The following is a 13727-nucleotide window of genomic DNA, read 5'->3' as shown; positions in this document are numbered from 1 at the left end:
GAGTAGTAAGTAGCGAGTAGCTAGTAGGGATACATCCTGGAAATTGACAAGGTGAAATATCAAAAACTTAAGAAACTTATACCATGCTGAAAAATTATTTAAAGATCGCCTTCCGCAACCTTTGGAAAAGCAAAGGGTTTTCGGCTATCAATATAACCGGACTGGCCATTGGCCTTGCCACCTGTTTGCTCATTATGCTGTTTGTGCTGGATGAGCTTAGTTATGACCGTTATAACAAAAAAGCCGATCGCATTTACCGCGTGGATGGAGATATAAAATTCGGCGGCAATCATTTTTTGCTGGCCACCTCTACTGACCCAATGGGCCCAACGTTGAAAAAAGATTTTCCACAGGTAGAACAGTATGTCCGGTTCCGGAAAGCGGGTGGGTTGCTCTTAAAAAAAGGCAATGAAAATGTTCAGGAAGAAAATGTGGTCTATGCCGATTCTACCCTGTTCGATGTATTTACCCTGCCCATGCTCGACGGTAACCCCCAAACAGCTTTACGCGAACCCAACAGTTTGGTGGTTACGGAAACAACAGCGCGTAAATATTTCAATACCACTCAGGCAGCGGGCCGGAGCATCCTCATTAATAACCGCGACCATTATACCATCACCGGTGTTATAAAAGATATTCCTGCCCAATCGCATTTTAATTTCGATTTCTTTGTCTCATTGTCGACCCGGGCAGAAAGCCGGAACAACAACTGGTTAAGCAACAACTTCAACACCTATATCGTATTAAAGAAAGGCGCCGATCCTAAACTATTGGAAGCGCAATTTGATGCCCTGGTGGAAAAATATGTGGGTCCGCAGGTAATGCAATTTATGTCTATCAATCTCGACGAGTTCAAAAAAAGCGGGAACTACGAAAAACATTATTTAACCCCGCTCACCAGTATCCATTTGTATTCTGATAAAGAGGCCGAATTGGCTCCCAACAGCAACATCCAGTATGTATATATATTTTCGGCCATCGCCTTTTTCATTCTGCTAATTGCCTGCGTGAATTTCATGAACCTGTCAACCGCGCGTTCAGCTAACCGGGCACGCGAGGTTGGTGTTCGAAAAGTATTAGGTTCCTTAAAAGCCAACCTGGTAAAACAATTTCTCACCGAAAGCATTCTCCTCAGTTGTATGGCGCTGGTGCTTGCTTTGGTACTGGTGTGGACCCTGCTTCCTTACTTCAACCAACTGGCGGCAAAAGACATCAAATTAAATATCCTTGCCAATCCCTGGCTGTTGCCCATGCTGCTATTGCTGGTTATTGCTACCGGTTTGCTGGCCGGCAGTTATCCTGCCTTTTACCTGTCATCCTTCAAGCCCATACAGGTCATTAAAGGCAAACTGGCCGCTGGCTTAAAAACAAGCTGGTTACGTAGCGGACTCGTCGTGTTCCAGTTTGCGACTTCCATCATTCTTATAATTGGAACTATCGTTATTTATAAACAATTGCATTATATTCAATCGCACAAACCGGGATTTAACCGCGAGCAGGTGCTGGTGATCCATAACACCAATCCACTTGGCGGCAAAGCAAAAACTTTTAGGGAAGAAATAGTAAAATTACCCGGAATTGAAAATGCCACGATAGCCGACTACTTACCCACCAACGGTTGGCGAAACGATAACCCGGTGTTTGCCGACCCAACGCTTGATCAGAAAAAGGCCGTATCGATGCAGACCTGGGATGTAGACGATCAATACATCCCTACGTTGGGGATGGAACTGGTGGCGGGGCGGAATTTTTCTGCGAAGTTCCCGACAGATTCTTCCGGCATCATTATCAACGAAGCCGCTGCGAAAATGTATGGTTTCAGCGACCCTATCGGTAAGAACTTGTATTACATCCGCGATCTTAACAATCCCAGAAATGTCTCTACCCTGCATATTGTAGGCATTGTAAAGGATTTTAATTTCAGCAGCTTGCGGCAACAGGTAACGCCCCTGTCGATGATGCTGGGCAACAACCCGGGCAATATCGCTATGCGGATACACAGTACCGATATCAAAAGTCTGGTAGTGCAGATCGAAAAAAAATACAAGGCGATAGTGCCAGGTGAGCCATTTAACTACACCTTCATGGATGAAGACTTCGATAGTATTTACCACACCGAACAACGCATGGGTGTAATTGCCATCTCCTTTTCAGCTCTGGCCATTTTGATCGCATGCCTTGGTTTATTTGGGCTTGCAGCCTATGCCGCCGAACAACGCACCAAGGAGATCGGAATAAGAAAAGTACTGGGCGCTACCGTTAGTAATATCACCGCTATGTTATCGAAGGATTTTTTGAAACTGGTGATCGTAGCGGCCGTTATTGCATTCCCCCTTGCCTGGTGGGCAATGCACAGTTGGCTGCAGGACTTTGCCTACCGCACCAATATCAGTTGGTGGGTGTTTTTAATGGCTGGTGGCCTGGCAGCCCTGATCGCCATTGTTACTGTAAGCTTTCAAACTATCAAAGCAGCCATCATGAACCCGATAAAAAGTTTGCGTACTGAATAAAGCGAGTAGCTAGTGGCGAGTAGCTAGTGGGGATACATCCTGGAAATTGGCAAGGTGAAATAAATTTAGTGAGTGAGGCATAGAAACCCTACTAGCCATTTACTACTAACTACTAGCCGGATTGTATCAAAACCGTACACTGCTTGTATCGGAAACGAACTCAATCATATGCAATTCCCTTATAGTATCTTGCAAATCATGCATCTATAAACTGGCATGCATTGGGAAAGCTTAACGCTGAATGCGGAAACCGGTAACCGGTAACTGTTTACAAATGACCAGCAACAATAAACTATAAACCAGAAACTATAAATAAATACAATGATCGAACTGAAGCACATTTCAAAATGGTACCAGGTAGGCGGTAAACCAACATTCATCTTAAAAGACGTTAATATAACGATCAGGGAAGGAGAATTTATTTCCATAATGGGCCCCTCCGGTTCAGGGAAATCAACCTTGCTGCACATCCTGGGCATGCTCGACGATGCTTCTGAAGGTGAATATTTTTTTATGAACCACAGCGTGCATACCCTGAAAGAAAAACAACGGTCGCAAATATATAAACAACATATTGGCTTCGTATTTCAGGCTTATCACCTCATCGATGAATTAACGGTATACGAGAATATTGAAACCCCGCTTATTTATCAGAACATCAAAACTGCTGAACGCAAAGCGATGGTGGCCGATATGATCGACCGGTTCAATATTGTAGGCAAAAAAGACCTCTTCCCTACCCAACTGTCGGGCGGACAACAACAACTGGTTGGCATTGCCCGCGCCCTGATCGCCAAACCAAAATTATTACTGGCCGATGAACCAACCGGTAACCTTAATTCAAAACAAGGGGAAGAGATCATGGACCTGTTCAAACAACTGAATAAAGAAGGCGTAACCATTATACAGGTTACCCATTCAGAAAAGAATGCGGCCTATGGCACGCATATCATCAATTTACTGGATGGACGGATTGAGAACAATTAGCTGATGTGCTAATGGAAGGCAGCCACAAGCTTTAAGCCATAAGCTACAAGCAAAACACAAAAACACATAATGAAAACTGGATTGGCTTGCAGCTTGTAGCGTGGAGCTAGCAGCCTACATATAAAAAACAAGAAGAAATGGGATTTATCAAAACATTCATAATATTCAGTATAGCCCTGATCACGTACATGGATGGCTGGTCGCAAAGTATTACCGGCCGTCCATTATCGTTGCAGGAATGTGTGCAAACGGCTATTAATAATAACCTCGATGTTAAGCAAAGCGGCCTTAGTATGGAACGGGCCGCAGTTAACTGGCGGCAATCAAAGGCAAACCTGCTGCCCAGTGTCAGCGGTAATATTGACCATACGCTTAACCAGGGCCGTAGCATTGACCTTAGCACCAACAGTTATGTGAACCAGCAAAACACCTCGGGCAGTTATACGCTATCAGGAAATATAACCCTGTTTAACGGTTTACGGCTGTTGAATAATTTGAAAAGCAGTCAGTATGCTTATGAAGCCAGTAAAATGGAATTACAGCAGAGTAGAGATCAGTTGATGCTGAATGTAATGCTGGCCTATCTGCAAATTCTAACCAATACCGATTTGTTGCAGCAGGCACAAAAACAGGCGGAGGTTACGCAAAAACAGGTTGAACGGCTGGAACTCATGAACAAGGAAGGCGCAATAAAACCATCCGACCTTTCGGATATGAAAGGGCAATTAGCAGATAATAAATTAAGCATCATTAACAGCCAGAACGACCTGGATGCCGCACGCCTTGCCTTGTCGCAGTTGATGAATATTCCCTATAACAAAGAATTACAGGTTGAGCGGTTGCGCGCCGACCAGGTAGAAATGAATTATGCAAATACCCCCGATAGTATTTTCAATATTGCGTTGCAACAACTGGCAACTATAAAAGCCGCCGATCTGCGTACAAAAAGCGCAGAAAAAGCGGTGCAGGCAGCACGCGGCAACCTATTTCCCCTGGTTGGCCTGGGAACCGGTTTTTATACCCCTTATTCCAGTACCGCACGCGATTCGGCGGCACAGAAAATTGGTTATTACGATCAGTTAAGTAATAACTACCGCACGTATGTAGGCATTGGCATCAGCATTCCCATATTCAATAACTTTCGAAATCGCAACCAGGTAGCCCTGGCCAAAATTGACCTCAAAAATGCTACCTACACCGAACAAACCCGTCAAATACAGTTAAAACAGAATATAGAACAGGATTATTTTAATATGGGGGCCTCGAAGAACAGGTACCAGGCCCTGGTGGAACAGGTTGCTGCATACGCAGAATCATTTCGGGCGGCAGAGGTACGCTTTAATGCCGGCGCTTCCACTTCGGTAGACTATCTCATTGCCAAAAACAACCTCGATCGGGCTAATGTAAACCTCATTATTGCCCGTTATAATTATGTACTGCGTACAAAGATCCTGGATTATTACCAGGCAAAACCGCTGTGGTGAGATACATGAAAATAAGGGAGTGTAAAAGAAAAGGCAACCTGAACGATTGCCTTTTCAGAGCGGAAGACGGGACTCGAACCCGCTACCTAAAGCTTGGGAAGCTTTCGCTCTACCAGGTGAGCTACTTCCGCGAACTCGCGACTTTCAGCTTGGGATCCGCCAGTTGGCGGACTACCAACTGAGCTACTTCTGCTGGTATTATCTCTAAGTTAACAAATTCAATGATAACCCAGGCCGCCTTTTATACTTTTTTAAAATGATCCTTGTAGGCAAGAAATTTTCTTTCATAAAGCGTATAGGACAATACAGCCACTACAAACATCGCAATTATATTTTATAACAGCGCCCAAATGCTGGCATTCCCTTAAACCAGGGTTGTTGAAATGTAAACAGTTGCTGCCACACATATCTGTTTAAGAAAATATTGACGATCAAATACAAAAAACAACCGGTAAAATCCTGAAACACCTTCTTATATAAAATTTTTAAGGCTCACCTTGCCGTACTTAAGTCTTTCTTCAATAATAAAGCAGTGATTAAAAATCCTCTGATCACAAAAAAATATACACCCCAATTCTACCGGTGTAATAATCAGGTATTCTATACCCCTTTAAAATATGAGATATAATAACAAGTAAGATCGACACACCCTTAAGTCCATCCAAAGCCCGAAATTTAGTCTGTTTAAGTTCTTCCGGTAGTTGAATCTGTACTTCTTCCATTAAAAAAATGGCATTATTTAAATGATAATATCCAAAAATGCATTAAAAATTAATATAAAACGCTATTTCTTAAAAAAGCCTGCTCATGCGCCTCTCCTACTCTGCCAAAAATTGATTAAATTTATATAGAGCAGGTTACAGCAAGGCGTAACCGTTTTTATTCACCATCGAGATTCCCGTTTATGCAAGAACAACTGATCAATAACGTTTCTGATACCGCGCTTTGGATAGCTGCATACCGGGCACTGGAATCGGAACGTGCTGATGCAGTGTTTAAAGATCCGCTGGCGAGGAAGCTGGCCGGAGAACGGGGTTTTAAAATGGTTGAGGCCACTCCTATTAAAGAGCATATGGCTTTTGCCATGGTCACGCGTACAACCGGTATCGACCGTCTGATCAATATAGCCATTGAACGCGGTATCGACACCGTTATTAATTTAGGCGCGGGCCTCGACACCCGGCCTTACCGAATGCCACTTCCGGTAAATTTGCGTTGGGTGGAAGTAGATTTCCCTAACATGATCGATTATAAAAACAAACAGCTCGAAAATGAAAAGCCAGCCTGTCACCTGCAACGAATAGCGGCAGACCTCTCCGATAACCAGGAACGAAAAAGGCTTTTTGCCCAACTGGGAAGCACATGCAAGCGAGCCCTTATTATTACCGAGGGTGTTGTGGGCTATCTTACCAATGAACAGGGCGCACAATTATCGGCAGATATTTTTGCTACACAGTCTTTTCATTACTGGATAATGGATTATCATGGCGGCTTGCGCCGTCATCGCCGGGCCACCGACCTGAAAAAAATACTTACCAAAGCACCTCTGCAATTCAATGTAAGCGATCCCATCGCATTTTTCACCAGTCATGGCTGGAAGGTGCATGAAAATATTTTTCTGCTCGACGAAGGCGACCGCATCGGCCGCACACTGCCTCCCTTTAAATTTCCGATGAACCTCATCATAAAACTTTTTCCTAAAAAAGCGCGTGAAATAGGAAACAAGACTTATGGATACGTTCTATTTGGGAAATAGTAGCCTTCTGTTACACGCTTATTGCCAAAATCTACACGTTTATTGTCGAAATCAACACGTTTATTAAAATTATCCGCCGATATCACCACCGCATTGTAAATTCACAAATCATTTGCAGGTACACGTTATATAATTATCGCATATTGATAATATTTACGTTATACTTCCAAACGATTCCTATCTGTTAAAGCAACACCTTCTACCTTGTTCAACGCCCTTTCGGCGCAGGACACTATTTACAACATTATAAAACTCTTTTTTTCTGCAGGAAAAAACAACACCAGCAGTATGGGCATCCTGTTGGTGTTGCATGAGCAACGTATGCCTGATAACCATTAAACTTTTATTATTGAGGAAAAACAGTTCAGAAACCACCAAAACATTATCAATTTTTCATTTGAACACTTTTCAAACCACACAACACTTTATTTTATGAAAAAAATCAACTTACTATCAGCATTAGCTATTCTCGCTGCCAGCAGCGCATTCAGTCAAACACAAACTGAAATAACGTTACAACCTGATGCCTGCCGTGGTAAAGACACGCATATCGGATATATTAACGGTATACCTTCTGCCGCTAATAGTAATTTCGGTACACTGGAAGAAATGGCGCCTGTTGCCTGGACATGGTATTCTGCTGGTGGTTCTGATGGAGCCACCCGTGCATTGATTGATTTTGCTGATCTGCAATTGATCCCCCAGGGAACTGTAGTAACATATGCCTACCTTTCATTATATGGCAAGCCTTCTTCATTATCTGCTCCTCAGGGAAATCAGGGCGATAATAACTGTTATGTACAACGTGTTACCAGCGCCTGGGATGAGAACACAGTAACATGGAATACTTCACCAACTTCAACAGCTGCTAACCAGGTGTCGCTGCCCGGCTCAAATGGTGTTACGTTTAACTATGATGTAGTTGATCTGAATATTACAACCTTAATTCAGGACATTATCAACCAGCCACCAGCAAGCCGTCATGGTTTATTGATCAGGTTGCAAACTGAATCAATTTACCGTTCAATTATTTTTGCTTCCAGCGATTATTCTGTTGCCGCAAAACGTCCTAAACTCAGATTAGGATTGAATTTCTGCTCAGGTGCAGCAGCAAGAACCGCTACTCAGGAGAGCAAAATAGTTACGCCTGATGTACTGGGTGCAAATGGTAAAGTAAGCAACGGCGTTTCTGCGCTGGTGAAAGCCAATCTTTCTTCTAATGTTGTTACTGTTGATTATGAATTAAGCAAAGAAGGAAAAACGTACGTAGAGATCGTTACCATTGAAGGCGCAGTATTAAAAACACTGGAAGTAGATGGAACTAAAGGAAAACACACAAGAACTATTAACCTCGACAACAGTTTGCTGAAAAATAAAATGGCAGTACTGGTAGTTAAGCAGGGAAATAGTAAAACGGCTAATCCTTTTATCATTTCTAAATAAAGGAATAGTAGGTCCCCCCCCTTTTAAACGGTTGCTGTTTTTAACAGCAGCCGTTTTTGTTTTTAAGCTAGTAGCTAGTGGTAAATGGCTAGTAGGGTTTCTTAGCATCACTCGCTACTTATTCACCTTGCCAGTTTTCAGACTGTATTCCCTACTAGCCACTGGCTACTTACCACTAGCTGTTTTTGCATGTAGCGTGCAGCGTGCAGCCATATTCCTATATTCCATTAGCACAACTTGTCCCGATATGTAGGGATTATCACATTAGCAAATTAGTACCTTGGCTTTCTGTCAACCTGTCATTTTTACCCATTTTTGGCTATCTTTGCCATCCCAAAAACTGAAATTGTTGATGCCAGAGCGGATGAACCATACGATGCACGAGGAAAGCAGGCAGGGAGAAGCCTATGCCCCATTTGTAAATGACCCTACTGCATATAATAAAAAATTCTATATCGAAAGCTACGGCTGTCAAATGAATTTCTCCGACAGCGAGATCGTAGCCTCAATTCTGAACGAGAACGGATTTGGCGCTACCCGCAACTTCGAGGAAGCCGACCTTATCCTGATCAATACCTGTTCTATTCGCGAAAAAGCCGAACAAACCGTGCGCAAACGCCTGAGCGACCTGCGCATTGTTAAAAAGAACAATCCCGGCGCCCTGATCGGGGTATTGGGCTGTATGGCCGAGCGGTTAAAGGCGAAATTCCTGGAAGAAGAAAAGCTGGTTGACATGGTGGTGGGCCCCGATGCCTACCGCAGTTTGCCTGGCCTGATCCTGGAAGCCGAAACCGGCCAGAAAGCAGTGAATGTGTTGTTGAGCCGGGAAGAAACCTATGCCGACATCTCCCCCGTTCGGTTAGACAGTAATGGCGTGTCGGGTTTTGTGAGCATCATGCGGGGTTGTAATAATATGTGCTCGTTCTGCGTGGTACCCTTTACCCGGGGCCGCGAACGCAGCCGCGACGCTCATTCCATTGTAAAAGAATGCACTGATCTGTTCAATAACGGGTATAAAGAAGTAACCCTGCTGGGCCAGAATGTAGATAGTTACCACTGGGTCCCAGACCAAGAGGCAGCCAACGCCCCCTCCACCGGAGCACCTGTAACTTTCGCCAACCTGCTAGAAATGGTGGCGCTGATCGATCCGTCGTTACGCGTTCGTTTTTCAACTTCGCACCCCAAAGACATTACCGACGATGTATTGTTCACCATGGCGAAGTATGAGAACATCTGTAAATACATTCACCTGCCGGTACAAAGCGGTTCTACCCGGGTATTGCAACTGATGAACCGAACGTATACCCGCGAATGGTATATGGCCAAAGTAGATCGCATCAGGGAAATAATGCCCGATTGCGGCATCAGCTCCGATATCATTGCCGGTTTTTGTACCGAAACAGAGGAAGACCATGCCGATACCCTCGGCATCATGAAACACAGCCGTTACGATATGAGCTATATGTTCTTTTACAGTGAGCGCCCGGGAACCCTGGCTGCCCGCCGGTATAAAGACGATGTGCCTGAAGAAGTTAAGAAAAAGCGGTTGGATGAGATCGTAAAACTGCAAAATGCGCTGAGCCGTGAAAGTAACCAGCAGGACGTTGGTAAAACATTTAAAGTTTTGATAGAAGGGAACAGTAAGAAAAGCGACCAGGATTGGATGGGACGTAACAGCCAGAATAAAGTAGTTGTTTTTCCAAAAGAACAATACGCGTTGAACAAAGGCAATTATGTAATGGTTAAAGTGTATGATTGCACAGGCGCAACACTGATTGGTAAAATTGAACCATAATGGTTGCCGGTTACCAGGCTCCGGTTCCCGGTACCTGGTAACCGGTAACAGCTCCATAATAAGCGTTATCTTTCAAAACCAGTTGAAAGAGTCTTGAAACTATCGCAATGTTTGACAACAGGTCAAACCCGCCCAGCCTCAAAAGGGCAATATAAAAAAGACAGATAAAACATACAGGGCTTAGCCCTGATTAAAATAATCCGGATCACCTTCATGCAAAATTATCACTGATAACCGCAGGGGGTATCTGAAAAAATTAGTAATAAAGTGGATATTCAAAGTATTAAAAACAGGTTCAACATTATCGGTAACGCGCCGGCATTGAACTTTGCCCTGCAGGTAGCTGCACAGGTAAGCAATACCGACCTTACCGTGTTGATCGCCGGGGAAAGCGGCGTAGGTAAAGAAGCATTTTCGGTTATCATCCATGCTTTATCGGCACGCAAACACAATCCTTTTATTGCAGTTAACTGTGGCGCCATTCCCGAAGGAACGATCGACTCAGAATTGTTTGGGCACGAAAAAGGTTCTTTCACCGGTGCTGTTGATGCCCGTAAAGGTTATTTTGAAACCGTGAACGGCGGTACCATTTTCCTCGATGAAATTGGCGAAATGCCGCTCGGCACACAGGCCCGCCTGTTGCGGGTACTGGAAACCGGTGAGTTCATTCGCGTTGGTTCCTCTAAAGTTCAAAAAACCGATGTACGGGTAATTGCCGCCACCAATAAAGACCTGCTCACCTTTACACAAAATGGTAAGTTCAGGGAAGACCTGTATTACCGGTTGAGCACGGTGCCCATCAGGGTACCAGCCCTGCGCGACCGGCCCGAAGACATTCCCCTCCTGTTCAGAAGATTTAGTGTTGACTTTGCAGAACGGTATAAAACCACACCGGTGCAATTAGACGATGAGGCAAAAGATGTGTTAATTAATTATCCCTGGCCCGGGAATGTGCGTGAATTGAAGAATATTGCAGAACAGATCTCGGTACTGGCCACCGACAGGCTGGTTTCGGCCCAGGAACTGAAACGCTTTTTACCCAATCGCGATTTCAACCGCCTGCCGGTGCTGGCGCATGGAAGCGGCAACCCGGTGGCCAACGGCCATGAATTTGCCAATGAAAGAGAGATCCTGTACAAGCTCTTTTTCGATATGAAGAAAGATGTGACCGAGCTGAAAAAGATGTTTGTGGATATTCTGCAAAACCCGGGTACGAGCGTGCAAAACCAATCGTTGATAAACGAGTTGAAGACGAAAGAGCTGTTACCAGCAACGTACATGCAACCCGTAGGAACCGGTCCTTCACAACCCGTGATGATCCACCATGATAATGAAGATATTCATCATCACGAAGAAGTAGATGAGTCGCTGAACATCATGGACAAGGAAAAAGAGCTGATTGAAAAAGCGCTTAAAAAACATAAAGGCAAACGCAAGGACGCAGCCCTTGATCTGGGTATCAGTGAAAGGACGTTGTACCGTAAATTAAAAGAATATGATATCAAGGAATGAAGAATACAAGTTACAGGTTACAAGTTCCAGGTTTCAGGGGTTCCGGTCCAAGGTTCTTAATTTCAAAGCAAAAGGCCCTGCAACTTGTAACCTGCCCCGACACGTCGGGGTAACCCGCCGTTTGAAACTGGCAACCCGTTTTACCGTTGGCCGTTTGCCGTTTGCCGTTTCACGATTTCTTATTGCCTATTGCCTACTGCCAATTGCTCTCCTGTTCACAGGTTGTTATTCATTCAAGGACATAGGTTCAATTCCCCAGGAAGTAAAGACATTTCGGGTAAATTATATTGAGAACCGGGCCCGGTATATCAATCCACAACTGAGCCCGCAGATAACAGATAAATTAAGACAGAAAATAACCGGGCAAACCAGGTTAACCGGTGTGCAAACCGACGATGCGCATTATGATATCAACGGCCAGATAACGGGTTATACTGTAACCACAGCAGGTATTTCGAACCAGCAGGCTGCCACACAACGTTTGACGGTGACTGTCCATCTCAATTTTAAAAACAACCTTGACCAAACAAAGAACTTTGAAGCCGATGTTTCCCGTAACTTCGATTATTCGGCCAACCTGACCATTTCGCAGGCGGAGGCCCAGTTAAATGAAACCATCATTAAAAACGTGGTGGATGAAATTTTCAATCGTATTTTTTCAAACTGGTAAGCTGGTTACATGCAATATCACATTCAAACGCTGGTAAAACATATTTTTGATAAAGACTCTTTTGAGCAGGTAACAGTACAGGAACTGAAACAGTTCACTGAAGATTATCCTTTTGCAGCTGTTGGTCAATTCTTATACGCCAAAAAGCTGAAAGACAGCGGATCCTATAATCATTACGACCAGGGCGAACAGGCTTCCCTGTACTTTCACAATGCATTGTGGCTACGCTGGCAACTAGATCATAAAGAGGAAGCTCCTGCCCTGCCGGTAAAAGCAGAAGAACCTGCCCAACAACCAGGATTCAGGATCGTGGTACAAATGCCGAAAACGGCGCCCGCCATCATCAGCACCAAACCAGCAGTACAACCAGAAGAAAATAAAGAGCAGGAAACACCAGTTACAGAAACCAGTGCGGCTGCAGTAGCAGAACCGGCTGAACAAAATATACAACCGGCAGCTGTGCAAACTGCATCCGAAGAAACCGCTGCAGCAGAACAGGAGAACGGCCTGAAAGTAAATGAAGACGGCTCGCTGGTTGAACATACACCAGAACCAGAACAGGCCAATACCGCCCCCGTTCAGGAGGAAGCCAGCGCAGCAACAGAAACAGCTTCGGCAGTAGCCATTGCAGAAAGCAGCCAGTTGGCCGAAGACAGTGCAGCCAAAGAAGCGGCCGTAAATGCGGTAAGTATTACCGAAGAAGTATTGACGCCGGCAGCAAGTGTAGCGGAAGTTCCCGAACAGGAAACCAGGGGCACAGAAGCCGTTGTGGTAAAAGAAGAAGCGGATGAAATTGTTCCGGCAGTGGACGTAACTGCTCAGGAAATAGCTTTGGCCAATGAAGAGATCGATGACATTGTACCGGCAGTGGAAGAAGCGCCACCAGTTGAAGTTATAACTGAAGTAGCTGAAACCGAGGTAACAGCAACCACGGAGCAAGCAACTGAAGAAGAACCTGTTGTGCAGGTTACAGAAACCGTTGCTGCAGAAGAACAGGCCCGGTTTACCGCAGAAACTGAACAGCCTGCTACCACTGAAGAAGTGGTTGACAATACAACCGACAGACCATCAACGGATACTGTTACCGAAGCACCGGTTCAGGCCGAACCCGAAGTAGTTCAAACTCAGCCAGCACAACCAACTCCCCTTCCACTGGAGGGGGCCGGGGGAAGGCCCGACAAAACGGCCGTTGACCTGGGCGAACCGATCTTTGAGTCGTACCACACCATCGATTATTTTGCTTCCCAGGGCATTAAGCTGGGCCAGGCTGACTTTAAGGACAAGATGGGTAAACAATTGAAAAGCTTTACCGACTGGCTGCGCAGTATGAAACGCATTGGTCCGTTGGAATCCAATACTTCGTTAGACGAGGTTACCAACCAAAGTATACAACGTATAGCCGAACATTCTGTTGAGGAAAAAGAAATACTGACCGAGGCAATGGCCGAAGTATGGGCCAAACAGGGAAATGCCGACAAAGCTATACGGGTATACGAGAAATTAAGTTTGCTTAATCCCGCCAAAAGCCCTTATTTTGCGGGCAGAATTGAACAATTAAAAGCACAGTGAC

At 44.8% G+C, this 13727-nt stretch carries 9 protein-coding genes and 1 tRNA gene; 9 read left to right on the top strand and 1 reads right to left on the bottom strand.

The window, feature by feature from the left end; translation table 11 throughout:
* Positions 1-83: 83 nt before the first annotated feature.
* From FAM09_RS22885 to FAM09_RS22875, 3 genes are all read left to right on the top strand, one after another.
* On the top strand, positions 84-2510 hold the full coding sequence (locus FAM09_RS22885) for an ABC transporter permease (protein ID WP_136579487.1): 2427 nt from the start codon (positions 84-86) through the stop codon (positions 2508-2510).
* A 321-nt stretch (positions 2511-2831) separates the two neighbouring features.
* Positions 2832-3497, top strand: a complete 666-nt coding sequence (locus FAM09_RS22880) for an ABC transporter ATP-binding protein (protein WP_136579486.1) — start codon at positions 2832-2834, stop codon at positions 3495-3497.
* Positions 3498-3634: 137 nt separating this feature from the next.
* Positions 3635-4981, top strand: a complete 1347-nt coding sequence (locus FAM09_RS22875; RefSeq protein WP_136579485.1) for a TolC family protein — start codon at positions 3635-3637, stop codon at positions 4979-4981.
* Between the two features lie 58 nt (positions 4982-5039).
* Here the strand turns inward: FAM09_RS22875 and FAM09_RS22870 are convergent.
* Positions 5040-5112: transfer RNA gene (locus tag FAM09_RS22870), tRNA-Gly, on the bottom strand.
* Between the two features lie 773 nt (positions 5113-5885).
* Here FAM09_RS22870 and FAM09_RS22865 point away from each other — a divergent pair.
* The 6 genes from FAM09_RS22865 to FAM09_RS22840 all read left to right on the top strand — a co-directional run bounded on the left by FAM09_RS22865 (position 5886) and on the right by FAM09_RS22840 (position 13726).
* Positions 5886-6737, top strand: a complete 852-nt coding sequence (locus FAM09_RS22865) for a class I SAM-dependent methyltransferase (protein WP_136579484.1) — start codon at positions 5886-5888, stop codon at positions 6735-6737.
* Between the two features lie 432 nt (positions 6738-7169).
* Complete coding sequence (locus tag FAM09_RS22860) at positions 7170-8180, top strand: DNRLRE domain-containing protein (RefSeq protein ID WP_136579483.1); 1011 nt, start codon at positions 7170-7172, stop codon at positions 8178-8180.
* Between the two features lie 352 nt (positions 8181-8532).
* Positions 8533-9975 (top strand): tRNA (N6-isopentenyl adenosine(37)-C2)-methylthiotransferase MiaB, encoded by a 1443-nt coding sequence (gene miaB / locus FAM09_RS22855; protein WP_136579482.1) that lies wholly within the window; start codon positions 8533-8535, stop codon positions 9973-9975.
* Between the two features lie 267 nt (positions 9976-10242).
* Entirely contained in the window at positions 10243-11487 is a 1245-nt protein-coding gene (locus FAM09_RS22850; RefSeq protein ID WP_136579481.1) for a sigma-54 interaction domain-containing protein, read from the top strand.
* A gap of 121 nt (positions 11488-11608) precedes the next feature.
* Positions 11609-12157, top strand: coding sequence for an LPS assembly lipoprotein LptE (gene lptE, locus FAM09_RS22845; protein WP_243751760.1), 549 nt, complete (start codon positions 11609-11611; stop codon positions 12155-12157).
* Positions 12158-12166: 9 nt separating this feature from the next.
* The gene (locus FAM09_RS22840) at positions 12167-13726 is read left to right on the top strand and encodes a hypothetical protein (RefSeq protein WP_136579479.1); all 1560 of its coding nucleotides are present in this window, start codon (positions 12167-12169) and stop codon (positions 13724-13726) included.
* The last annotated feature ends 1 nt before the right edge of the window (position 13727 follow it).

The sequence above is a fragment of the Niastella caeni genome (genome assembly GCF_004834005.1).
In the GTDB taxonomy this organism is placed as follows: Bacteria; Bacteroidota; Bacteroidia; order Chitinophagales; family Chitinophagaceae; genus Niastella; species Niastella caeni.
Note: the sequence above shows the minus strand (reverse complement) of the source record. Positions and strands in the feature narration are given on the sequence as shown.

Bases quoted from the DNA above. Each gene is read 5' to 3' on its own strand.
- FAM09_RS22885 (WP_136579487.1), top strand. From the start codon at position 84: ATGCTGAAAAATTATTTAAAGATCGCCTTCCGCAACCTTTGGAAAAGC.
- FAM09_RS22880 (WP_136579486.1), top strand. From the start codon at position 2,832: ATGATCGAACTGAAGCACATTTCAAAATGGTACCAGGTAGGCGGTAAA.
- FAM09_RS22875 (WP_136579485.1), top strand. From the start codon at position 3,635: ATGGGATTTATCAAAACATTCATAATATTCAGTATAGCCCTGATCACG.
- FAM09_RS22865 (WP_136579484.1), top strand. From the start codon at position 5,886: ATGCAAGAACAACTGATCAATAACGTTTCTGATACCGCGCTTTGGATA.
- FAM09_RS22860 (WP_136579483.1), top strand. From the start codon at position 7,170: ATGAAAAAAATCAACTTACTATCAGCATTAGCTATTCTCGCTGCCAGC.
- miaB (WP_136579482.1), top strand. From the start codon at position 8,533: ATGCCAGAGCGGATGAACCATACGATGCACGAGGAAAGCAGGCAGGGA.
- FAM09_RS22840 (WP_136579479.1), top strand. From the start codon at position 12,167: ATGCAATATCACATTCAAACGCTGGTAAAACATATTTTTGATAAAGAC.